Raw genomic sequence first — 20,610 nt, 5'->3', positions numbered from 1 at the left:
TAGCAGTGGCCGGACGGCATGCCGCGCCGCTCGGATCGGTCCGCTTGGGCGAGTGCGCAAATCGCGGGAAAAAGGTCGCGGAGGCCCCGGGGCGAGGGCCGCCGCGCGGTTGTCCACAGGTGTCGACAACCGGTGCGCGGACGTGTGGACAACTCTCGACGGCGGAGCGTGCGAGGATGTCTCCGGACAGCATCCGCCGGACGGGCGAATCGGGCCGCAAGGCGCCGACGGCCGCCGCGCGTATACTGTCGTGCCCCCCTCAACGGGAAACTGTGAGCCATGAAACGCACCTACCAGCCCAAGAAGCGCAAGCGCGCCCGCACCCACGGATTCCGTGAGCGGATGCAGACTCGTGCCGGTCGTGCGACGCTGAAGCGTCGCCGCGACAAGGGGCGCAAGCGCCTCACCGTCTGATGAGCGCGCGCCCGGGCGTCGCAGCCCGGCGGAGCAAGCGGGGTCGTCTCTCCCGCAGCGCCGAGTTCGACCGGGTGTTTCGACAGGGACGCTCGCTTGCGAATCGCGTCCTCGTCCTCTATGCCTTTCCTCGTGCCGAGGAGGGTGAGCCGCGCTTGGGCGTATCCGTTTCGCGCAAGGTCGGCGGGGCGGTCGAGCGCAACCACGTGAAACGCCTCCTGCGAGAGGCGTTCGAGCAGGAGTCCAGAGGTCTGCCGGACGGCCACGACGTGGTCGTCGTCGCGCGGCCGGAGGCCCGTGCCGTCGCGGAGCGCGAGGGCCTCGCCGGCATCCAAGCCGCGCTCGCCGAGTTGATCGCGCGCGCGAGAGAACGTGCCGACGGAGAGCGCAGAAGATGACCTTCCTGCGGCGTGTGGCGATCGCCCCGATCCGCTTCTACCAGCGCTTCGTGTCGCCCGGGCTGCCCCGGCGCTGCAAGTACGAACCGACCTGCTCGCGCTACGCCGCGCAGTCGGTTCAGGAGTACGGCATACTGCGCGGGCTGGTGCTCGCGGGCTGGCGGCTGATGCGCTGCAATCCGTGGAGTCACGGGGGCTATGACCCCGTCCACGACCAGCGGCTCTTCACCTCCCGCCGACCGACCGCCCCCAGCGCCTGACGGACTCCCCCATGCCCCCTGTCGTCTTCGCGAACATACTCCAGCCGCTGATCGACGTGCTGGAACAGGTCCTCCTGTTCTTCCACGACACGGTCGGGACCGGTTGGGGCCTCTCGATCATCCTCCTCACGATCACGGTCCGCGTGATCCTGCTGCCGCTGACCTTGAAGCAGGTCAAGTCGATGCAGCGTCTCCAGCTGCTCGCGCCTGAGCTGAGAAGAATCCAGGCGAAGTACAGAAGCGACAAGCAGCGTCAGCAGCAGGAGATGATGAAGTTCTACCAGGAGAACAGAGTCAATCCGCTCGCCTCCTGTTTCCCGCTGCTCTTCCAGCTGCCGTTCTTCATCGGCCTCTACTACATGCTCCGCACGGACCTCCGGTTCGACATCTGCGGGCAGACGGCGAAGGCGTGCGCGGACGCGACCGCGGCGAACTTCGCGAGCGTCGGCGCCAAGCCGGGCAGCGAGAGCTTCCTCTTCATCCCGGATCTGACGGGCAGAGCGACCGGCGCCGTGCTGGTCGTGCTGATCGTCCTCTACGTCGGGACGCAGATCGCCTCGGGCCTGTTGAGCACGGCGTCGATGGACAGAAACCAGCGGATGATCATGCTGGGCCTGCCGATCGTCTTCGTCGCGTTCATAATCAACTTCCCCGCCGGCCTGATGCTGTACTGGATCACGACGAACTGCTGGACGATCGTGCAGCAGCTGATCGTTAGGAAGACGGTCGGGTTGCCACAGAGACCAGCGTTGGAGGGTGCGCCGGCCGGAGCCGCGGCGTTGGCAAGAGGGGGCGGCGGGAAGAGCGGCCGCCCGAAGGCCGGCAAGGTGTCTTCGAAGGCCGACGAGTCGTCGTCGGACGACGACACGGCGAAGCGCGCCGTGAGTGGTCCGCCGCCGTCGGCGCGCAGAAAGAAGAAGCGATCGGGGAGGCGCCGGTGACATCCGTGAGAAGTGAGGCGGCCGAGCGGGTCGAGGAGCTGCTTGCGCGGATCCTCGAGGCCGTCGGCATCGAGGCCGAGGTCTCGATCAGAGAGGACGACGACGCGGTGACCGCGATCCTCGACGGCGAGGATCTGGGCCTGTTGATCGGCCGTCACGGCCAGACGATCGACGCGATACAGCACCTCGCCTACCGCGCGGCGTTCCGTGGCGCCGAGTCGCGCAAGCGCGTGACGGTCGACGCTGCCGGCTATCGCGAGCGGCGCGCGTCGTTGCTCCAGCACGACGCCGACGAGGCAGTCGAGGAGGCGCTCCGGATTGGCGTGCCCGTCGCGCTCGACGCGATGAACGCGGTCGAGCGGCGGGTCGTCCACGAGTACCTGCGCGATCGCGACGGGATCGAGACGTACAGCGAGGGCGTCGAGCCCGACCGTCACCTCGTCGTCGCGCCGAGCAAGCGCTAGCCCGCCGCTTACCTGCGCTTGAGCGCGACCGATGTTTCACGTTTTTCATGACGGTGAAACAGATTCTCTGAGATGAGCGAACTGACACCGTTTGATCGGGGTCTGCTCGTCGGGATCCTGGTCGGCGAGGGATCGTTCGGCGGCGACGGGAAGCAGCCGCAGATCACTCTGCGCATGCACACCCGCCACGAAGCGCTCTTCCACTGGTTGATGGAGCGGTTCCCGAGAACGAAGCTCTACGGTCCCTATCACCACGGGGAGCGCTCGTACTATCAGTGGATGGCACGCGGACAGGCGTTGGTCGAGGACGTCCTGCCGGTTCTGGACGAGGCGATCGTCCCCGAGCTCGACGCGCACGCGGCTACCCGCTTCGAGGCGATGAAGGGCAAGTACGCCGACTACATCGCGCGCGTCCGCGCACGAGCGACGATCTGAGAGCCCTATGGCCGCTGTCGACGACGTCATCGCAGACCTTGTAGCTGAACACGGCTTGCCCGCCGCGGCCCGAGCGCAGTTGGGCGCGCTCCTCGCGGCGCTCGCCGACGATGAGCACGCGCCGACGACGGTCCGCGACCCGCGCGATGCAGTCGGCGTCCATCTCGCCGACTCGCTCGTCGCACTCGCGCTGTCAGACGTCAGCGACGCGAGAATGATCGCCGATCTCGGTGCGGGCGCCGGATTCCCGGGTCTCCCGCTCGCCGTCGCATTGCCTGAGGCCAATATCGCGCTGGTAGAGAGCATCGCCCGCAAGTGCGGCTTCATCGCTGCCGCCGCCGCGTCCGCCGGCTTGACGAACGTGGACGTCGTCGCCGAGCGCGCCGAGGCGTGGGCCGACGGGATGGGCCGGATCGACGTCGTCACCGCCCGCGCGCTGGCTCCGCTCGGGGTGATCGCGGAGTACGCGGCGCCGCTGCTGCGCGAGGGCGGCGTGCTCGTCGCTTGGAAGGGGCGCCGTGACGCCGACGAGGAGCGAATCGCCGCTGCGGCGGCGAATCAGCTCGGCTTGGCGGTTGAGGAGGTGCGGCCGGTCGCTCCGTACAAGGGCGCCGATCATCGGCATCTGCACGTCCTGCGAAAGATCGCTCCGACGCCCGATCGCTTCCCACGCCGCCCGGGCATGGCGCGGAAACGGCCGCTCGGAGCGGACGCCGCCTCCTCGTCCGACCGTCGCCAGCGCTAAGGTCCTCTCCAGTCAGGTCCGCGGCGGCAGGAAAACGGCCCGCGGAACCTCTCACGAGTCCCGTCAGGTGGGACACCATCGACTGTTCGGCCGGCTGCCTCAAGGCTGGCGCGTCAGCCCGATCCACGAAGGAACCATTGATGGGAACCGTCTACGCGATCGCAAATCAGAAGGGCGGGGTCGGCAAGACCACGACCGCCGTCAATCTCGCGGCGTGCATCGCCGAGGCCGGCTACGACGCGCTGCTGATCGACATGGACGCGCAGGCGAACGCAACGGTCGGGCTCGGGATCCCGAAGGACGCCGCGCCGAGCGTCTACGACGTCCTCTCCGGCGACGCGACGATGGACGAGGCGATCCGGCCGACCGGCATCGAGCATCTGTCGCTCGTCCCGGCAAGCCCCGATCTCGCCGGTGCCTCCGTCGAGCTGCCGCGGATCGAGGCGTCCGAGGGCCGGCTGCGGGATGCGCTCGTCACCGTCCGGGAGCGGTACGCCTTCACGATCCTCGACTGTCCGCCGTCGCTCGGGCCGCTGACGGTCAACGCGCTCGTCGCGGCCGATCGTGTGATCGTCCCTGTCCAGGCGGAGTACTTCGCGCTCGAAGGCCTCGCGGGCCTGCTCGACACGCTCGGATTGATCCAGCGCGAGCTGAATCCGCGCCTGACGATCGCCGGCATGCTGCTGACGATGCACGACAGCCGCACGCGACTCGCCCAGGACGTCGAGCGCGAGGTGCGGGAGCACTTCCCGACGCTGGTCTTCGACACCGTCATCCCCCGCAACATCCGCGTCGGCGAGGCGCCGAGCTTCGGCCGCCCGGTGATTCACCACGATCCCCACTGCGCTGGCTCAGACGCGTACTTCGAGCTTGCCAAGGAGGTCGCTGCCCGTGGCTGACAAGTCGCGCGGGATGGGCCGGGGTCTGTCCGCGATCCTGTCTGCCGCTCCCAGAGACGAAGCCGAGGAGCTGCGGACGCTCCCGATCGACCTGATCGCGCCCAACCCGCACCAGCCCCGCAGCCACTTCGAGGAAGAGGCCCTGGTCGCGCTCGCCGAGTCGTTGAAGGCGCGCGGCCTGCTCCAGCCGGTGCTGGTCCGCCCGTTGGCCGACGGCAGCTACGAGCTGATCGCCGGCGAGCGCCGCTGGCGCGCCGCCGGGATCGCCGGGATCGCTGAGATTCCTGCGATCGTCCGGCATCACGATGACGCGGCGTCGCTCGAGCTGGCTGTGATCGAGAACATGGCCCGCGAGGACCTCAGCCCGGTCGAAGAGGCACGCGCCTGCGCGGCGTTGGTCGAGGAGCTGAGTCTCACGCGCGAGGACGTCGGCCGCCGCGTCGGCCGCAGCCGCGTCGCGGTCTCGAACCTGATCCGTCTGCTCGACCTGCCCGACGAGGCGCTGACGCTGTTGGAGCGCGGTGACCTCACCGAGGGTCACGGCCGCGCGTTGCTGCTCGCTCCCGACCATGGCGACCGCCGTCAGCTCGCGCGCGACGCGGCAGCCGCCGGCTGGTCGGTCCGTGAGCTGGAGCGCCGCGCGCGAGCCGCCGCCGATCGCGAGACCGGGCCGGCTGTGCGTGCGCGTCCGCGCGCGCCGCGGGTCCATCCCGATCAGCAGGAGGCGATCGGCCAGCTGTCCGATGTCTTCGGCAGCGCCTTCGGGACCGATGTCGAGGTGAGCGCGAAGGGGCCGGGATATCGTGTCCTGTTGGAGTTCGATTCGCTCGACGACGCGCTCGATCTCGCGCGCAGGCTGGGTGTCAGAGCCGTCGCATGACGGCACCACGCACGCGACCCGCTCGTATCGCTAGAATCGCGTCTCCGTGGGGCGATTAGCTCAGTCGGTTAGAGCGCTTCTCTGATAAGGAAGAGGTCCCTGGTTCGAATCCAGGATCGCCCACTGCACCGAGGCCCGCAATCTGCGGGCCTCGCCTCGTTCTGGCGACGGCTGCCAGGAAATCCCTGCAAACGGCCAGCTTCTGCGCGCCGGCCGCAAGGCGCTCGGCGCGCGATTCGAGCTTCTCTGGCCGCTGCCTATACTTGGTCCTCACCCCAGGCCTAGGAGCATGGAAGTGCAGGAGATGGTCATCTACGGCGTCAGCTTCGACATGGTCGGCAAGCAGCCGATCGTGTTGCTGAAGACCGTCGACAGCAACAAGTTCCTGCCGATCTGGATCGGACATCCCGAGGCCGCCGCGATCCTGATGAAGCTGCAGGGGGCGACGACGCCGCGTCCGATGACGCACGACCTGCTCTCGGAGATGCTCTCCGAGCTGGAGGTCAACTGCACGCGCGTCTCCGTCACCGAGCTGAAGGAGAACACCTTCTACGCGTCGATCACGCTGACGGTGAACGGCAGGGAGCTGGAGATCGACTCCCGCCCGAGCGACGCGCTTGCGCTTGCCGTCCGCGCCGGCGCGCCGATCTTCGCTGCCGAGGACGTCATCGCGGAGTCCGCGATCGAGTTCGAGCACGAGGTCGAAGACACCGAAGAGGTCGTCGAGAAGTTCAAGGACTTCCTCGACCGCGTCACGCCCGAGGACTTCGCCGGCGGCGAGAGCTGACGCGGCCGGCCGGTCGGCGCCGGATCGCGCTGCGCGGCAGCTAGCGGTCGCGCTCGGCGCGCGCCTGCTGGGCGTCGCGCCGCGGCAGCTCGACGACGCGCGCGAGCTGCTCGTCCGCAGTCTCCGTCGCGTCGTCTGTCGCGGTCGGCGCGGCCGTGACCGCCTCGGCCCCGGTCAGCGTGCCGTAGAGCGCGACCTGCTCCGCGACGACCGCGCCGATCCGGCGGATCCCCTCGCGGATGTCGTCCTCGCCGACGCCGGAGAAGTTCAGCCGCATCGAGGAGCCGCCGCGGCCGTCGAGGTAGGCGCCGCGCCCGGGCACGAACGCGACGTTCTCCCGCAGCGCGCGCGCGAGCAGGTCGGTCGTGTCGATGTAGTCCGGCAGCGTCGCCCAGATGAACATGCCGCCCTCGGGTCTCGTCCACTGCGCCTCGCGCGGGAAGTGCTCGGCGAGCGCGTCGAACATCGCGTCGCGCCGGCGGCGGTAGACGTCGCGCAGGGAGCGGACGTATCTCTGCCAGTCGCCGGAGGCGAAGTAGGCGCTGACGAACAGCTGCGTCATCGAGGACGAGCAGAGATCGGCCGCCTGCTTGCCGATGTTCATCTTCTGCAGCACCGGCCGGGGCGCCGCCGCCCAGCCGAGGCGGATCCCCGGCGAGAGGATCTTCGAGAAGGTCCCGAGGTAGATCACGAACTCGCCGCCGTCGAGCGCGTAGAGCGGCGGCAGCGGCTCGCCCTCGTAGCGCAGCATGCCGTAGGGGTTGTCCTCCAGCACGAGCAGCTCGCGCTCGTGGGCGATTCGCACCAGCCGCCGGCGCCGCGCCAGCGACATCGTCACGCCGCCCGGGTTCTGGAACGTCGGGATCGTGTAGATGAACTTCGGGCGCCGCCCCTCCCGCTCCAAGCGGTCGAGCGTCTCCTCCAGCTCGTCGACGCGCATCCCGTCGGCGTCCATCGGGATCTGCACGACGTCGGCCTGATAGGAGCAGAAGGTCGGGACGGCGCCCGGATAGGTCGGCGCCTCCGCGACGATCACGTCGCCCGGGTCGATCAGCGTCTTGCAGACGAGGTCGATCACCTGCTGACCGCCCGTCGTGACGAGCAGCTCCTCGTCGGAGACCGACATCCCCTCGGCCGCCATCACCTGGTGGATGCAGTCGTTGACCGCCGCCATGCCCTCGGTCGGCCCGTACTGGAGCGCCTGAGCGCACGCCTCAGCGGCGACCGTCTGCATCACGCTCGCGTACGTCTCGGGCGGGAACGTCGACGTGTCGGGCAGGCCGCCAGCGAGCGAGATCACCTCGGGCCGTTGCGTGAGCGCCATCATGTCGCGCATCGCGGAGGACTTCATGACCTGCGTGCGCGACGAGAAGAGCGCCGCATAGCGCTCGATGTCGCGGGCGTTGGAACGGGGCGGTTCTCTGCGGGTCATGGCGGGCCTTGCCGGTCCTCTCCGTGTGGACTTCGCCGCAACGGACCGAACACCTCGGCCCGTCGACTATCGTCATGCCTTCCTCAAGCTACCGGACCAGATGACACTCTTCCTCGCTCTCTGCCTCGGAATCGGCCTCGCGCTCGGCGTCGGACTGCGCCCGTTCCTCCCTGCTCTGCTGATCGGCGCGCTCGCGCGCGGCGACATCGGCATCGACTTCAACGGCACCGACCTCTCCTTCCTGGAACAGCCGGTCTTCCTGCTGGCGCTGCTGATCGGCGTGATCGCGCTGATCGGCGCGGAGCGGCGGCTGGGCCCGGACAGAGTCGAGGCCGGTCCGATCGGCGCGGCGGTCGGCGGGATCGCGCTGGGGCTCGGAGCGCTCTACTTCGCCGGCGCGCTCGCCGAGGAGGACTACAGCTGGTGGCCGGGCCTGATAGCCGGCATCGCCTTCGCGGGCCTCGCCGCCGCGACCGCGCGGCTGTTCTTCCGCCGCACGCGCGCGCGGCTCGACAGAGACGCCGCCGTCGCGCTGCCGGTCTACGCCGAGGCGGCCGGCGTCGTCGTCGCCGGGCTGGCGATCCTGTTCCCGCCGCTCGCGCTCGTCGCGCTCGCGTTCCTGGCCTGGCTGCTGCTCGGCCAGCGCCGTCGCGAGGGCCAGAAGTACGCCGGCCTCCGCGTGCTGCGATGAGCCGGCCGGCGAGCTGACCTTGCCGCCCAAGCTCGTCCTCACCGTCCTCGACGGCATGAAGCCGGCGATGCTCGAGCGCGCGATCGCGCTCGGCCGCGCGCCGACGCTGAAGGCGATCCAGGAGCGCGGCGCCTACGTCGACGACTGCGTCGCCGCCTTCCCCTCCGTCACACCGGTCTGCGCCGCGAGCATCGCCACCGGGACCTCGCCAGACCGGCACCGGATCCCGAGCATGAACTGGTTCTCGCGCGAGGAGGAGCGCTACGTCGAGTACGGCTCCAGCTTCTCCGCCTCGCGCAAGTTCGGGGTGCTGCGGTCGCTGACGGACACCGTCTACAACATGAACGCCAAGCACCTCGCGGCGGACACCCCGACCGTCTTCGAGCTGCTCGACGACGCCGACGTGCGGACGGCCGGGACGACGTACCTGATGTACCGCGGTCGCCACGAGCACCACGTCACGACGGACACGCCGCTGGCGCGCATCGCCAACGCGACGGTCTTCCGCGAGCCGGTCAACGGCCCCCGCGAGCTGTTCTACGCCGACCTCTTCGCGAGCCGGCGGACCGGCTGCCGCGGCCAGTTCGGCATGCCCGGCGCGCGCGACGCGCACACCGGCTGCGTCGGCTCCTACCTCGTCGAGCACGACCTGTTCGACTTCCTGCTCTTCTCGCTGCCCGACAACGACACCTGGTCGCATCGCAACGGGCCGCACGCGCAGGTCACCTCGATCGCCGCGGCCGATCGCCAGCTGGAACGGCTCGTGCACGCTGGCGGCGGGCTCGACCGCTTCCTCGAAGAGCACGCGATGATCGTGATGGCCGACCACTCGCACACGCACGTCGAGCAGAAGATCCGGCTCGACACGGCGTTCGCCGACTGGGCGATCGCGCGCCCGAACGGCGCCGGCGCGACCGACGGCGAGATAGCGATCAGCCCCGCGCAGCGCTCGGCGATGATCTACGTGCTGCCGGAGGAGCGCCGCTCGCAGCGCGCGGCGGATGCCGCCGCGCTCGCGCTCGCGCTGCCGGGCGTCGACCTCGCGATGCGCCGCGCGGCACCGCGCGAGGGCGTGATCGCGAGCGAGCGCGGCGAGCTGCACTTCGCGCCGGGCGGCGACCTCGTCGACCTGCGCGGGCGCAGATGGAGCGTCGACGGCGAGCTGGAGACGCTCGGCGGGCGGATCGAGGACGGTCGCCTGCTGACGCCGGACTACCCCGACGCGCTCGGGCGCGTCTGGTCGGCGCTGACCTGCCCGACGGCCGGCGACGTGCTGCTCTCCGCCGGGCCGGCGTACGAGTTCGTCGACTGGGGCGGCGCCGCGCACATCGGCGGCGGCAGCCACGGATCGCTGCATCGCAGCGACTCGCTTGGCGCGTTGCTGTGGTGCGGCACCGGGCCGGCGAACCGCGACGCCCATGAGCAGTGGACGCTGCGCGACGTGCTGCCGATCGTGACCGAGCACTTCGGCCTGCCGACCCCTGCGGCCGGCTGACCGGGCGCGTTCACGGCGGACGTCGGGGCCTTCGGGGGGTACGCTGTTGCTCATGAAGGACGCGAGCGTCGCCGCGCTGCCGTTGCATCGCCGCGTGCGACACGGCCTCCGCCACCCGCACAACTGGTTTCAGCTGGTGCGCTTCGGCCTCGTCGGCGCGAGCGGCTACGCCGTGAACCTCGCGGTCTTCACGATCGCCGTCCATCCGCTCGACATCGGCTATCGCGTCGCCGCCGTGCTCGCGTTCCTCGTCTCGGTGACGAACAACTTCTGGTGGAACCGCCACTGGACGTTCGACGGCCGCGGCGGCCACGCCGGCTTCCAGGCGGCGCGCTTCTTCCTCGTCAGCATCGTCGCGTTCGCGTTCAACTACGCGATCCTCGTCGCGCTCGTCGAGTTGGCCGACGTGCCGAAGGTGGCCGCGCAGGCGATCGCGATCGCCGCCGCCACGCCGCTGAACTTCCTCGGGCAGAAGCTCTGGAGCTTCCGCAGATGAGGTGGGCCGCGGCGCTCATCGCCGCGGTCGTGCTGCTCGCGACAGCCGCAGCCGCCCCCGCTCAGACGACGAGCACGCTGACGTCCGCCGCACCCCCGCCGCCGCTCGTCAAGCCGGCCGCCGTCGGCAGCTCCGGTGCGACGAGCGCGACGACGGCGCCGAGATCGACGCCGACCGCGACCGACCCGAACGCGCTCGCGACGCCGCCGAGCCCGTCGATCCCGCCGCCCGGTCACCGCCTCACCGCCAGACAGGCGACCGCGATCGCCGACGCCGTCGCGAAAATCAGAAAGACGGTGCGAGAGCATCCCGGCTCCTACTCGACGGCGTACACGAAGGGTGCGACGCAGTGGCAGGTGAGCTACTTCTCGCGCGGCGAGCGGATCGAGATCGGCCAGGTGACGCTCGACGACCTGACCGGCGGCGTCCAGGAGGCGTGGACCGGCTACCAGGTGCCGTGGACGATGGCCCGCGGCTACGAGGGCGCGTTCGGCCGGCGCGTGAACGCGTGGTACGTGTGGATCCCGATGTGCGTCCTGTTCGTGCTGCCGTTCGTGCCGTGGCGGCGGCGACCGTCGTGGCTGCACGTCGACCTGCTCGTGCTGCTGAGCTTCTCCGTCTCGCTCGCGTTCTTCAACGACGCGCGGATCGGGCTGTCGGCGCCGCTCGTCTATCCGCCGCTGCTCTACCTGCTGCTGCGAATGCTGATCGTCGCCCGCCGCGGCGGGCGACCGGAACCGCTGAAGCTGCTCGTGCCCGTCTCGTGGCTGGCGGTCGCGCTCGTCTTCCTGGTCGGCTTCCGCGTCGGCCTCAACGTGACGAACTCGAACGTGATCGACGTCGGCTACTCCGGCGTGATCGGCGCGAACCGGCTCGTCGAAGGCGAGTCGCTGTACGGGACGTGGCCGAAGGACAACGCCCACGGCGACACGTACGGTCCGGTCAACTACGTCGCGTACATCCCGTTCGAGCGCGTCTTCGGCTGGAGCGGCAGATGGGACGACCTGCCGGCCGCGCACGCCGCCGCCGTCGTCTTCGACCTGCTCACGATGGCCGCGCTGTTCCTGCTCGGCCGGCGGATCCGCGGTCCGTCGCTCGGGATCGTGCTCGCCTACGTGTGGGCGGCGTTCCCGTTCACGCTCTACGTCTCGAACACGAACGGCAACGACGCGCTCGTCTCGCTGCTGGTTGTCTGCACGCTGCTCGTCGCGGCGCGGCCGGCGGCGCGCGGCGCGCTCGCGGTGCTCGCGGGCCTGACGAAGTTCGCCCCGTTGGCGCTCGCGCCGCTGCTCGCTCGCACGCCGGTCGACGCGATCCCGGCCGGCGAGCAGGCGCCGCGCCGCGGCCCGCGCGCGCTGCTCGCCTACGCCGCCGGCTTCCTCGTCGTCGGGGCGCTCGCGATGCTGCCGGTGATCCTGGAGGGCAACTGGCGCACGTTCTGGGACCACACGCTCGGGTTCCAGCGCGATCGCGGCTCGCCGTTCTCGATATGGGGCCTGTGGGGCGGGCTCGACACGCTCCAGACGGCGGTGCAGCTTGCGGCGATCGCGTTCGCGCTGGCGCTCGCGTTCGTCCCGCGGCGGCGCACGCTGATCCAGGTCGCGGCGTTCGGAGCGGCGGTCCTGATCGCGCTCCAGCTCAGCCTGACCTACTGGTTCTACCTCTACATCGCATGGTTCTTCCCGCTCGTGATGGTCGCGCTGCTCGGCCGCTACGGCGAGCCGGCGGCCGGCGCCGGGTCGAGCGCCGCGGGCGCCGGCCCTGCCGCCTCAGCGGAAGCCGGCGGGGGCGGGAACGAGCAGCTGCTCGATCCCGTCGGCGCGCAGCGCTGACGACGTCGCCTTCACGACGACGCCCATCAGCCACGGATCGTCGTCGGACGGCTCGAAGCGCGTCGGCATCTGCGTCACGAGCGCCTCGACCGCCTGCTCGCGCTTGACGCCGATCACGCCGCCGCGCGCGCCCGTCATGCCGACGTCGGTGATGTAGGCGGTACCCCCGGGCAGCACGCGCGCGTCGGCCGTCGGCACGTGCGTGTGGGTGCCGACGACGGCGGTGACGCGGCCGTCGAGGTGCCAGCCCATCGCGACCTTCTCGCTCGTCGCCTCGGCGTGCATGTCGACGAGCACGTGGTCGACCTTGCCGCGCAGCCCGTGCAGTGCCGCGTCGGCCTCGGAGAAGGCCGGCCGGCCCGCTCTCAGGAAGAGGTTGCCGGAGAGGTTGACGACGCCGAGCCGGATCCCCGCGCGCTCGACGACGCAGCTGCCGTGGCCCGGCTGGCTCTTGAGGAAGTTCGCCGGTCGCAGGATCCGCTCCTGCGCGTCGAGGTACGGATAGATCGCGCGCTGCCGGTAGGTGTGGTTGCCGAGCGTGATCACGTCGACGCCGGCGTCGAACAGCTCGTCAGCGTTCTTGGGGGTGATCCCGACGCCGCCGGCGACGTTCTCGCCGTTGACGACGACGAACGTCGCGTCGTGTCGCTCGCGCAGCTCGGGCAACAGGTGCAGCAGCAGCCGCCGTCCTGTGCTGCCGACGACGTCGCCGACGAAGAGGATGTTCATCCGGCGTGTATACCAGTGCGCGACCGCGAGCTCCCCGTGCGGCCGGAGCCGTCGCGGCGGATGTGGAACTCGCAATGCGACGCGCGGTTAGCCTTCGCGGATGCCTGACGTCGCGATCGACGCTCCGCCCGCATTGACGGTCGCGGCCCTGACGAAGCGCTACGGCGAGCGCGTCGCGCTGCACGACGTGAGCTTCGACGCCGCGGCCGGGGAGCTCGTCGCGCTGATCGGGCCCAACGGTGCCGGCAAGACGACGATGCTGTCGATCCTCGCCGGCATCCAGTCGCCCGACAGCGGCAGCGTCTCCCGCCCGCCGCGCGAGATCGGCTGGGTGCCGCAGCAGCCGGCGGTCTACTCGAAGCTGTCGGTGGCGGAGAACCTGCGGCTGTTCGCCCGGTTGGAGCGCGTGCCCGACGCCAACGCAGCGGTCACGCGGATGCTGGAGCAGACCGCGCTGGAGGATCGCGCCGACGACGAGGTCGGCCGCCTCTCGGGCGGCAACCAGCAGCGCGTCAACATCGCGGTCGGCCTGCTCGCCGCGCCGCCGGTCCTGCTGCTCGACGAGCCCTCCTCGTCGCTGGACCCGCGCCAGCGCGAGCGGCTGTGGGAGTTCGTCGGGCGCCTCGCCGCAGGTGGGACGACGGTCGTCTACTCGACGCACAACGTGCAGGAGGCCGAGCGCTACGCCGACCGCGTGCTCGTGCTCGCCGACGGCGAGCTGCTGTTCGGCGGCACGCCGAAGCAGCTGGAGGAGATGGTCGGCGGCGCCGCCGCCGGCCCGCGCGACTTCGAGGCCGCGTTCGTCCGCTTCCTGCACGAGCGCGGGCACTGACGGTGCGCTGGCTGCTGCTGAAGGACCTCCAGATCCTGCGGCGCTCGCCGCTGCTCGTCGCGCTGCTCGTGATCTACCCGATCGTGATCGCGCTGCTGATCGGCGCCGCGCTCTCGCGCGGCCCGGGCAATCCGTCGATAGCGCTCTACAACGAGGTCCCGAAGGAGCAGCGCACGTTCGACGTCGGCGGCTCGTCGGTCAACGCCGACGAGTACCTGCCGGAGCTGACCAGATCGGTCGACGTGATCCATGCCGACTCGCGCGCGGAGGCGCTGCAGCTGGCGAGGGACGGCAAGGTGCTGGCAGCGGTGATCCTCCCGCCCGGCATCGCCGACCAGCTGGCGACGGGCCGCCAGCAGCCGACGATCGAGGTCGCCTACAACGGCCAGGACCCGGTCAAGCAGCAGTTCGTCGAGTCGGTGATCAAGGCGCGGATGGCGGACGCGAACGACGCGCTCGCGAAGAAATACGAGGAGGTCACGGTCGGCTACATCGACATGCTGCTCGACGGCGGGTCGATCAGAATCCTCGGCCGCAAGGTGCCGATCCTCGGCCTGCGCAACTCCGAGCGGATCATCGACGGCGTCATCTCCACGCTGCCGAGAGGGTCGCCGTCGCGCGCGGCGCTGGAGCAGGTCGACCGCTTCGCGACGCTCGCGATCAACAACCTCGGCGTCTCGACCCAGGTCCTCCGCTCGGTCGGCGAGCCGATCGCCGTCAGACAGACGGTGATCGGCGGCAGACGCACGCCGCTGGACCGGTACGCGATCGCGGTCGCCGTGACCGTCTCGCTGATGTTCCTGACGGTCCTGCTCGCGTCCGGGCTGCTCGCGCTCGAACGTGAGGAACATGCGTTCACACGCCTCGTGCGCGGGCTCGTCTCGCGCGCCGGCCTGCTGCTGGAGAAGATCGGGCTCGCGGCGGGCTGCTCGTTCCTCGTGACGTTCGCGCTGCTGCTCGGCCTCGGCCTCTTCTGGGTCGAGCTGGACTTCGCGCGGATGCCGCTGTGGCTGCCCGCGCTCGCGCTCGGAGGGATCGCGTTCGCGGCGCTCGGGGTCGCCGTCGGCGGGCTCGCGCGCGAGGTGCGCGCCGCGTCGCTGCTCGCGTTCACGATGTCGCTCCCGATCGCCTTCTTCGCGCTCGTGCCGAGCGGCTCGGTCTCAGGCTGGGCCTACGACGTCATAACGGTGATCTGCGCGATCTTCCCGTTCAAGGCTACGGTCGAGGCGCTCGACATCGCGGTCAACGACGCGCCCGGCACGCTCGTCACGTCGCTGCTGCACCTCGCCGCGCTCGCGGTCGCGTACACCGTGATCGCGCGGGTCGCGCTGCGGCGCTTCGCGTAGCCGGCCGAAAAGCGGCTCGGCGCGGGGCCGCAAGAGCGCGCCGTTATCCTGGTCCGGGATGGCCTTTCCCCTCACCCGCCTGCGCCGGCTGCGGCGCACGGGAGCGCTGCGGGGGCTGGTGCGCGAGACGCAGCTCGACGCCGGCGACTTCGTGCTCCCGCTGTTCGTCACGCACGGCAGCGACCGCCGCGAGCCGATCGCCGCGATGCCCGGCGTCGCACGGCTGTCGATCGACCACGCCGTCACCGAGGCCGGCGAGGCGGCCGCGCTCGGGATCCCGGCCGTGATGCTGTTCGGCATCCCGGACCAGAAGGACGAGGAGGGCTCCGGCGCCTGGGACGACGAGGGCGTCGTCCAGCTCGCGATCCGCGCGATCAAGGACGCCCACCCGGACCTGCTCGTGATCCCCGACCTCTGCCTCTGCGAGTACACCAGCCACGGCCACTGCGGCGTGGTGCGCGACGACGGACGCGTCGACAACGACGCGTCGCTCGAGCTGCTCGCGCGCACCGCCGTCTCGCACGCGCGCGCCGGCGCCGACGTGATCGCGCCGAGCGACATGATGGACGGGCGCGTCGGGGTGCTGCGCGGCGCGCTCGACGAGGCCGGCTTCAGCGATCTGCCGATCCTCGCCTACTCGGCCAAGTTCGCCTCGGCGTACTACGGGCCGTTCCGCGAGGCGGCCGACTCGACGCCGTCGTTCGGCGACCGCCGCAGCTACCAGATGGATCCCGCCAACGGCGACGAGGCGCTGCGCGAGGTCGCGCTCGACGTCGAGGAGGGCGCCGACCTGTTGATGGTCAAACCCGCGCTCGCCTATCTCGACGTGATCCGCCGCGTCAAGGACGCCCACAACCTTCCGCTCGTCGCCTACAACGTCAGCGGCGAGTACGCGATGGTCAAGGCGGCAGCTGCCGCCGGCCATCTCGACGAGCGCGCCACCGTGCTCGAGACCCTCACCGCGATCCGCCGGGCCGGCGCGGACATCGTCATCACCTACCACGCCAAGGACGCCGCCCGCTGGCTCCAGGAGGCGACATGACCAAAGCCGGCCAGGCGACCCCCAAGCTCCGCAGCCGCAGATACGGCGCGGCGATCCCGCTCGACGAGCTCGACAAGCGGCTGCTCAACCTGATGCAGGGCAAGTTCCCGCTCCAGCCGCGCCCGTACCGGCACGTCGCCGAGCTGGCGGAGGTCGACGAGACGACCGTGATGGAGCGCGTCCAGCACCTGCTCGACCAGCGCATCATCCGCCAGGTCACGCCGATCTTCGACACGCGCGCGCTCGGCTACGAGTCGATGCTCGTCGCCGCCAAGGTCGACGCCGAGAACCCCCATCGCGCGGCGAGAGTGATCAACGCGCACCCCGGCGTCTCGCACAACTACCTGCGCAACCACGACTTCAACCTCTGGTTCACGATCGCGACCGAGCCGGACTCGAAGCTCGGCCTGGAGGGCACGCTCGACGTGCTGGCGCGCGAGGCGGGCGCCGAGTCGGTCCGGCAGCTGCCGACGCTGAAGCTGTTCAAGATCCGCATGGACCTCGAGATGGAGGGCGACACGAGAGCGCTCTCGACCGCCGCCGTCGCCGCCGACCCGGTCGAGCTCGACCCGCAGCCCTACGACGACTTCGACGTCGCCGTGATCCGCACGCTGCAGGGCGACCTGCCCGTCGTCGAGGAGCCGTACGCGCCGGCTGCCGCGGCGCTCGGGATCGACCAGGCGAGACTGCTCGACCACCTCGCCGGGATGCAGGAGCGCGGGCTGCTGCGCCGCGTCGCCGCGATCCTCTACCACCGCCGCGCCGGCTTCTCGGCGAACGGCATGGGCGTCTGGAAGGTGCCTGAGGAGCAGATCCTCGACGTCGGCCGCCAGATGGCCGCCGTACGCGGCATCTCCCACTGCTATCAGCGTCCGACGTACGCGGACTGGCCCTACTCCGTCTTCACGATGGCCCACGGCCGCTCGAAGGAGGAGTGCGACGCGATCCTCGACTCGATCGCCGAGACGCACGCGATCGAGGAGCGCGCGACGCTGTACTCCTCGACGGAGTTCAAGAAGATCCGGCTGCTCTACTTCACCGACGAGTTCAAGGCGTGGGAGCGCGAGCACGGCGGCGTGTGAGACGCTGACGCGCCGATGTCCGAACCGACGCTGAACGACGCGCGCTCGAGCGCGCTGTACGCCGAGGCGCTGAGGGTCCTGCCCGGAGGCGTCAACTCGCCGGTGCGCGCGATGCGTGCGATCGGCCGCGACCCGATCTTCGTCGCGCGCGGCGAGGGACCCGAGATCGTCGACGCCGACGGCAACCGCTACGTCGACTACGTCTGCTCGTGGGGTCCGCTGATCCACGGCCACGCGCACCCGCAGGTCGTCGCGGCGGTCGGCGAGGCCGCCGCGCGCGGGACGAGCTTCGGCGCGCCGACGGCCGGCGAGGTCGAGCTGGCGGAGGAGGTCGTCGCGCGCTTCGCGTCCGTCGAGATGGTGCGGATGACGTCGTCGGGGACCGAGGCGTCGATGAGCGCGCTGCGGCTCGCGCGTGCCGCGACCGGCCGCGAGACGATCCTCAAGTTCTCAGGTGCCTACCACGGGCACGTCGACGGGCTGCTGGCGGAGGCCGGCTCCGGCCTCGCGACGCAGGGCATTCCCGCGAGCCCCGGCGTCCCCGCCGCGGCGACCGCGGCGACGGTGATCGTGCCGTGGAACGACCCCGATGCGCTGCTCGCCGCGACCGAGGCGCACGAGCTGGCGGCGATCGTCGCCGAGCCCTATCCGGCGAACATGGGCCTGGTCCCGCCCGCGGACGGCTTCCTGGAGCTGCTGCGCGCGCGCGCCGACGCCACCGGCGCACTGCTCGTGCTCGATGAGGTGATCACCGGCTTCCGCGTCGCGCGCGGCGGCGCGCAGGAGCGTGCGGGCGTGCGCGCCGACCTGACGATCATGGGCAAGGTGCTTGGCGGCGGCGTCCCCGCCGCCGCCTACGCCGGTCCGCGCGCGCTGATGGAGCGGATCGCGCCGGCCGGCGACGTCTACCAGGCCGGGACGCTGTCCGGGAACCCGCTCGCGGTCGCGGCCGGCCTGGCGACGCTGCGCCTGCTCGACGACGACGCCTACGCCCGGCTGGGGGCGACCACCGAACGGCTCGCCGCCGGGCTGCACGACGCCGCCGCGTCCGCCGGCCGCGCAGTTCAGGTCGTCTCCGTTCCTGGCCTGCTGACCGTCTTCTTCTCCGCCGACCCGGTCCGCGACTACGCCGGCGCCGTCGCCTGCGACCGCGACGCGCACGCGGCCTGGTGCCGTGCGCTGCTGAAGCGCGGTGTCTACCCGCCGCCGTCGCAGTTCGAGGCATGGTTCCCGTCGCTCGCCCACGACGACGACGCGATCGAGCGCACGCTCGCCGCGGCGGCCGCGGCGTTCGCCGAGGTCGGACCGTGAGCGCGCTCGCACGGCTCGCCGACGAGCTGCGCGCCGAGCGCAGCCTGCTCGCGGACGCGCTCGTCGCGCCGCCGGCCGACGAGCCGCACACGACGCGGGCCGCCGCCGGCTCGCGCGCGCGACGCGCGCCCGAGGAGTACGCACTCGTACTCGCCGCGGTCCGCGAGGGCTATCTCCTGCACTACGGCGAGGGTCGCGTCGTGCAGCCGGACGACCCCGACCTCGCGCTGCTCGGCGGCGACCGTCTCTACGCGCTCGGGCTCGCCCGCCTCGCGGCGCTGGGGGACCTCGACGCGGTCGCCGAGCTGGCCGACCTGATCTCGCTCTGCGCGCAGGCTCACGCTGACGCCGCGGATGGCCGCACGGACGCCGCTGAGCTGGCTGACGCCGCCTGGGCGAGCGCCGCCGCCGCGATCGGCGACGGCTCCACCGACGCGCACGCGCGCGCGAAGGAGCGCGCACGCGCCGGGGAGGTGGACGCGGCCGCCGCTCTGCGCGACGCTGCGGGAGTCCCGGATCGCCCATAGCTGCTGGGGCGGACGCCACCCGTGCGACGCACGGGGTGTCGTTGTCGCTATGGTTCCCGCCGCGATCCATCCGGCTCGCCAATACGGACTCTCATCGTGAGCGACAAGCACAAGAAATCCTCTCCCTACACCGCCGATCGGGGCATGCCCGGGGCGTTCGAGGGAGAGACCGTCACCCGCCGCCGGTTCATGAACGTGACCGCCCAGGGTCTCGGCGGCGTCGCCGTCGCCGCCTTCGCGCTCCCGGCCCTCGGCTTCGCCATAGGACCGGTCTTCGAGCGCACGAAGATGCAGTGGCAGGACATCGGCGCGCTGGGCGACTTCAACGAAGAGGACTACATCCCGCGCGTCTTCACGATCGTGAACGGGATCGGCGAGGCCGGCAAGACGACGGCGTACGTCCGCCTCCGCAACCCGCAGATCGACACCGAGACCGAGGATCAGTACAACCGGGTCATCGCGATCTCGACGCGCTGCAACCACCTCGGCTGCCCGGTCCGCTTCACGCCCGCCGCCGGCAAGTTCCTCTGCCCGTGTCATGGCGGCGTCTACGACTTCCGCGGCCTTCGCGAGGGCGGTCCGCCGGTCCGCCCGCTCGATCGCTTCTACACGAGAATCGAGGACGGCAAGGTGCTCGTCGGCGCCCGTTACAGCGTCAACAGCGAGCTGCGCCGCTTCTCGCCGCGTGACCCCGGCCAGCCGCTCGACGGCATCGGCCAGTACCTGTACCCGGCCCGCTTCTCGACGCCGGAGAAGTAGTCCATGCCCAAGTTCAGACTTCCCACTCCTCCGCTGCCGACGGCGCTCCAGCCGAAGCCGAAGCGCCCCGGTTCCGCCGACGGCCCGGCCACGCCGGTCGAGCAGGCGGCCGAGGGCGGCATCCACGTCGTCGACTGGATCGACGAGCGCACCTCCCTCTCGGGCGGCCTGCGCTGGATGATGTTCCGCAAGGTCCCGAAGGGGACCAACTGGTTCTACACGCTGGGGTCGGCGACGATGTTCGCCTTCCTCTCCCAGGCCGTCACGGGCGTCTTCCTGGCGATGTACTACGACCCGTCGCCGACGCGCGCGTACGAGTCGGTCCGCTACATCGTCAACGACGCGTTCCTCGGCGAGTTCGTCCGCGGCATGCACAGATGGGGCTCGACCGTGATGGTCATCCTCGTCTTCCTGCACATGGCGCGAACGTTCTTCTTCGGCGCCTACAAGTATCCGCGCGAGCTGAACTGGGTGATCGGCGTCGCACTGCTGATCCTGACGATGGCGATGTCCTTCACGGGCTACCTGCTGCCGTTCGACCAGCGCTCCTACTGGGCGACGATCGTCGGCGTGAACATCAATGGCACCGGTCCGCTCGTGGGCCCGTACCTGTCCGACTTCCTGCGTGCCGGCCCGGAGTTCGGCGCCACCACGCTCTCGCGCTTCTACGCGATCCACATGATGCTCGTCCCAGGCCTCATCGCCGCGCTGATCGGCGCCCACCTCTACCTGGTGGCGAAGCTGGGAACGACGGCTCCGCCGTGGATGAGAGCGGAGTCCGACACGGGCCAGAACGAGGACGAGGTCTGATTC

At 70.8% G+C, this 20,610-nt stretch carries 24 protein-coding genes and 1 tRNA gene; 23 read left to right on the top strand and 2 right to left on the bottom strand.

Features of this window, described 5'->3' with window-relative positions:
• The first annotated feature begins 279 nt into the window (after positions 1 to 279).
• The 11 genes from rpmH (at position 280) to CWOE_RS29835 (ending at position 6,223) form a co-directional block, all read left to right on the top strand.
• Positions 280 to 414 carry a 50S ribosomal protein L34 gene (rpmH, locus tag CWOE_RS32370; RefSeq protein ID WP_012937401.1) on the top strand — a complete coding sequence of 45 codons (135 nt, stop codon included), beginning with the start codon at positions 280 to 282 and terminating at the stop codon, positions 412 to 414.
• Positions 414 to 812: a ribonuclease P protein component gene (gene rnpA / locus CWOE_RS29880; RefSeq protein ID WP_012937400.1), complete on the top strand. Its 399-nt coding sequence runs from the start codon at positions 414 to 416 to the stop codon at positions 810 to 812. Before rpmH ends, rnpA begins: the two co-directional genes overlap by 1 nt.
• The gene (yidD, locus tag CWOE_RS29875) at positions 809 to 1,072 is read left to right on the top strand and encodes a membrane protein insertion efficiency factor YidD (RefSeq protein ID WP_012937399.1); all 264 of its coding nucleotides are present in this window, start codon (positions 809 to 811) and stop codon (positions 1,070 to 1,072) included. The genes rnpA and yidD overlap by 4 nt, the downstream gene beginning before the upstream one ends.
• An 11-nt stretch (positions 1,073 to 1,083) precedes the next feature.
• Positions 1,084 to 2,013, top strand: a complete 930-nt coding sequence (locus CWOE_RS29870; RefSeq protein ID WP_012937398.1) for a YidC/Oxa1 family membrane protein insertase — start codon at positions 1,084 to 1,086, stop codon at positions 2,011 to 2,013.
• Positions 2,010 to 2,477, top strand: a complete 468-nt coding sequence (locus tag CWOE_RS29865) for a Jag family protein (RefSeq protein WP_012937397.1) — start codon at positions 2,010 to 2,012, stop codon at positions 2,475 to 2,477. Before CWOE_RS29870 ends, CWOE_RS29865 begins: the two co-directional genes overlap by 4 nt.
• 72 nt (positions 2,478 to 2,549) lie before the next feature.
• Positions 2,550 to 2,912, top strand: coding sequence for a hypothetical protein (locus tag CWOE_RS29860; protein WP_012937396.1), 363 nt, complete (start codon positions 2,550 to 2,552; stop codon positions 2,910 to 2,912).
• A 7-nt stretch (positions 2,913 to 2,919) separates the two neighbouring features.
• Entirely contained in the window at positions 2,920 to 3,657 is a 738-nt protein-coding gene (rsmG, locus tag CWOE_RS29855) for a 16S rRNA (guanine(527)-N(7))-methyltransferase RsmG (RefSeq protein ID WP_012937395.1), read from the top strand.
• Between the two features lie 140 nt (positions 3,658 to 3,797).
• Positions 3,798 to 4,556 carry a ParA family protein gene (locus CWOE_RS29850; protein ID WP_012937394.1) on the top strand — a complete coding sequence of 253 codons (759 nt, stop codon included), beginning with the start codon at positions 3,798 to 3,800 and terminating at the stop codon, positions 4,554 to 4,556.
• Positions 4,549 to 5,436 (top strand): ParB/RepB/Spo0J family partition protein, encoded by an 888-nt coding sequence (locus tag CWOE_RS29845; protein ID WP_012937393.1) that lies wholly within the window; start codon positions 4,549 to 4,551, stop codon positions 5,434 to 5,436. Before CWOE_RS29850 ends, CWOE_RS29845 begins: the two co-directional genes overlap by 8 nt.
• Positions 5,437 to 5,485: 49 nt before the next feature.
• A tRNA-Ile gene (locus tag CWOE_RS29840) sits at positions 5,486 to 5,559 on the top strand.
• Between the two features lie 166 nt (positions 5,560 to 5,725).
• Complete coding sequence (locus CWOE_RS29835) at positions 5,726 to 6,223, top strand: bifunctional nuclease family protein (RefSeq protein WP_041731176.1); 498 nt, start codon at positions 5,726 to 5,728, stop codon at positions 6,221 to 6,223.
• Positions 6,224 to 6,263: 40 nt separating this feature from the next.
• Here CWOE_RS29835 and CWOE_RS29830 read toward each other — a convergent pair whose 3' ends face one another.
• Positions 6,264 to 7,655 carry an aminotransferase-like domain-containing protein gene (locus CWOE_RS29830; protein ID WP_012937391.1) on the bottom strand — a complete coding sequence of 464 codons (1,392 nt, stop codon included), beginning with the start codon at positions 7,653 to 7,655 and terminating at the stop codon, positions 6,264 to 6,266.
• A 100-nt stretch (positions 7,656 to 7,755) separates the two neighbouring features.
• Between CWOE_RS29830 and CWOE_RS29825 the strand changes: the two genes are divergently transcribed.
• From CWOE_RS29825 to CWOE_RS33745, 4 genes are read left to right on the top strand one after another with little or no spacing between them, the layout of a single operon-like run.
• Positions 7,756 to 8,346 (top strand): DUF4126 family protein, encoded by a 591-nt coding sequence (locus tag CWOE_RS29825; protein ID WP_012937390.1) that lies wholly within the window; start codon positions 7,756 to 7,758, stop codon positions 8,344 to 8,346.
• 19 nt (positions 8,347 to 8,365) lie between these two features.
• The gene (locus tag CWOE_RS29820) at positions 8,366 to 9,841 is read left to right on the top strand and encodes an alkaline phosphatase family protein (RefSeq protein WP_012937389.1); all 1,476 of its coding nucleotides are present in this window, start codon (positions 8,366 to 8,368) and stop codon (positions 9,839 to 9,841) included.
• A 52-nt stretch (positions 9,842 to 9,893) separates the two neighbouring features.
• Positions 9,894 to 10,337, top strand: coding sequence for a GtrA family protein (locus CWOE_RS29815; RefSeq protein ID WP_012937388.1), 444 nt, complete (start codon positions 9,894 to 9,896; stop codon positions 10,335 to 10,337).
• Positions 10,334 to 12,169 (top strand): hypothetical protein, encoded by a 1,836-nt coding sequence (locus CWOE_RS33745; protein ID WP_012937387.1) that lies wholly within the window; start codon positions 10,334 to 10,336, stop codon positions 12,167 to 12,169. The genes CWOE_RS29815 and CWOE_RS33745 overlap by 4 nt, the downstream gene beginning before the upstream one ends.
• Here CWOE_RS33745 and CWOE_RS29805 read toward each other — a convergent pair.
• Entirely contained in the window at positions 12,107 to 12,898 is a 792-nt protein-coding gene (locus tag CWOE_RS29805) for a TIGR00282 family metallophosphoesterase (protein ID WP_012937386.1), read from the bottom strand. The genes CWOE_RS33745 and CWOE_RS29805 overlap by 63 nt on opposite strands.
• Positions 12,899 to 12,998: 100 nt before the next feature.
• Here CWOE_RS29805 and CWOE_RS29800 point away from each other — a divergent pair, with 100 nt between their 5' ends.
• The 8 genes from CWOE_RS29800 to CWOE_RS29765 all read left to right on the top strand — a co-directional run bounded on the left by CWOE_RS29800 (position 12,999) and on the right by CWOE_RS29765 (position 20,607).
• On the top strand, positions 12,999 to 13,730 hold the full coding sequence (locus tag CWOE_RS29800) for an ABC transporter ATP-binding protein (protein ID WP_012937385.1): 732 nt from the start codon (positions 12,999 to 13,001) through the stop codon (positions 13,728 to 13,730).
• Between the two features lie 2 nt (positions 13,731 to 13,732).
• Positions 13,733 to 15,076, top strand: coding sequence for an ABC transporter permease (locus CWOE_RS31770; protein ID WP_012937384.1), 1,344 nt, complete (start codon positions 13,733 to 13,735; stop codon positions 15,074 to 15,076).
• A 58-nt stretch (positions 15,077 to 15,134) separates the two neighbouring features.
• On the top strand, positions 15,135 to 16,118 hold the full coding sequence (gene hemB / locus CWOE_RS29790) for a porphobilinogen synthase (protein ID WP_012937383.1): 984 nt from the start codon (positions 15,135 to 15,137) through the stop codon (positions 16,116 to 16,118).
• The gene (gene ahbA, locus CWOE_RS29785) at positions 16,115 to 17,200 is read left to right on the top strand and encodes a siroheme decarboxylase subunit alpha (protein ID WP_012937382.1); all 1,086 of its coding nucleotides are present in this window, start codon (positions 16,115 to 16,117) and stop codon (positions 17,198 to 17,200) included. The genes hemB and ahbA overlap by 4 nt, the downstream gene beginning before the upstream one ends.
• Positions 17,201 to 17,215: 15 nt before the next feature.
• Positions 17,216 to 18,511, top strand: a complete 1,296-nt coding sequence (hemL, locus tag CWOE_RS29780; RefSeq protein ID WP_012937381.1) for a glutamate-1-semialdehyde 2,1-aminomutase — start codon at positions 17,216 to 17,218, stop codon at positions 18,509 to 18,511.
• On the top strand, positions 18,508 to 19,038 hold the full coding sequence (locus tag CWOE_RS29775) for a hypothetical protein (RefSeq protein ID WP_012937380.1): 531 nt from the start codon (positions 18,508 to 18,510) through the stop codon (positions 19,036 to 19,038). Before hemL ends, CWOE_RS29775 begins: the two co-directional genes overlap by 4 nt.
• Positions 19,039 to 19,134: 96 nt before the next feature.
• The gene (locus CWOE_RS29770; RefSeq protein ID WP_012937379.1) at positions 19,135 to 19,797 is read left to right on the top strand and encodes a QcrA and Rieske domain-containing protein; all 663 of its coding nucleotides are present in this window, start codon (positions 19,135 to 19,137) and stop codon (positions 19,795 to 19,797) included.
• A gap of 3 nt (positions 19,798 to 19,800) precedes the next feature.
• Positions 19,801 to 20,607, top strand: a complete 807-nt coding sequence (locus CWOE_RS29765; RefSeq protein WP_012937378.1) for a cytochrome b — start codon at positions 19,801 to 19,803, stop codon at positions 20,605 to 20,607.
• Positions 20,608 to 20,610: the final 3 nt, after the last annotated feature.

It is taken from the genome of Conexibacter woesei DSM 14684 (genome assembly GCF_000025265.1).
Taxonomy (GTDB): Bacteria; Actinomycetota; Thermoleophilia; order Solirubrobacterales; family Solirubrobacteraceae; genus Conexibacter; species Conexibacter woesei.
The sequence above is the reverse complement of the archived record's forward strand: the minus strand, read 5'-3'. Positions and strand labels throughout refer to the sequence as shown.

Coding starts and splice junctions, on each gene's coding strand:
- CWOE_RS29765 (WP_012937378.1), top strand. CDS start 19,801: ATGCCCAAGTTCAGACTTCCCACTCCTCCGCTGCCGACGGCGCTCCAG.
- hemB (WP_012937383.1), top strand. CDS start 15,135: ATGGCCTTTCCCCTCACCCGCCTGCGCCGGCTGCGGCGCACGGGAGCG.
- CWOE_RS33745 (WP_012937387.1), top strand. CDS start 10,334: ATGAGGTGGGCCGCGGCGCTCATCGCCGCGGTCGTGCTGCTCGCGACA.
- CWOE_RS29800 (WP_012937385.1), top strand. CDS start 12,999: ATGCCTGACGTCGCGATCGACGCTCCGCCCGCATTGACGGTCGCGGCC.
- CWOE_RS29815 (WP_012937388.1), top strand. CDS start 9,894: ATGAAGGACGCGAGCGTCGCCGCGCTGCCGTTGCATCGCCGCGTGCGA.
- CWOE_RS29850 (WP_012937394.1), top strand. CDS start 3,798: ATGGGAACCGTCTACGCGATCGCAAATCAGAAGGGCGGGGTCGGCAAG.
- rpmH (WP_012937401.1), top strand. CDS start 280: ATGAAACGCACCTACCAGCCCAAGAAGCGCAAGCGCGCCCGCACCCAC.
- hemL (WP_012937381.1), top strand. CDS start 17,216: ATGTCCGAACCGACGCTGAACGACGCGCGCTCGAGCGCGCTGTACGCC.
- CWOE_RS29835 (WP_041731176.1), top strand. CDS start 5,726: ATGGAAGTGCAGGAGATGGTCATCTACGGCGTCAGCTTCGACATGGTC.
- ahbA (WP_012937382.1), top strand. CDS start 16,115: ATGACCAAAGCCGGCCAGGCGACCCCCAAGCTCCGCAGCCGCAGATAC.
- rnpA (WP_012937400.1), top strand. CDS start 414: ATGAGCGCGCGCCCGGGCGTCGCAGCCCGGCGGAGCAAGCGGGGTCGT.
- CWOE_RS29860 (WP_012937396.1), top strand. CDS start 2,550: ATGAGCGAACTGACACCGTTTGATCGGGGTCTGCTCGTCGGGATCCTG.
- CWOE_RS29870 (WP_012937398.1), top strand. CDS start 1,084: ATGCCCCCTGTCGTCTTCGCGAACATACTCCAGCCGCTGATCGACGTG.
- CWOE_RS29830 (WP_012937391.1), bottom strand. CDS start 7,655: ATGACCCGCAGAGAACCGCCCCGTTCCAACGCCCGCGACATCGAGCGC.
- yidD (WP_012937399.1), top strand. CDS start 809: ATGACCTTCCTGCGGCGTGTGGCGATCGCCCCGATCCGCTTCTACCAG.
- rsmG (WP_012937395.1), top strand. CDS start 2,920: ATGGCCGCTGTCGACGACGTCATCGCAGACCTTGTAGCTGAACACGGC.
- CWOE_RS29825 (WP_012937390.1), top strand. CDS start 7,756: ATGACACTCTTCCTCGCTCTCTGCCTCGGAATCGGCCTCGCGCTCGGC.
- CWOE_RS29805 (WP_012937386.1), bottom strand. CDS start 12,898: ATGAACATCCTCTTCGTCGGCGACGTCGTCGGCAGCACAGGACGGCGG.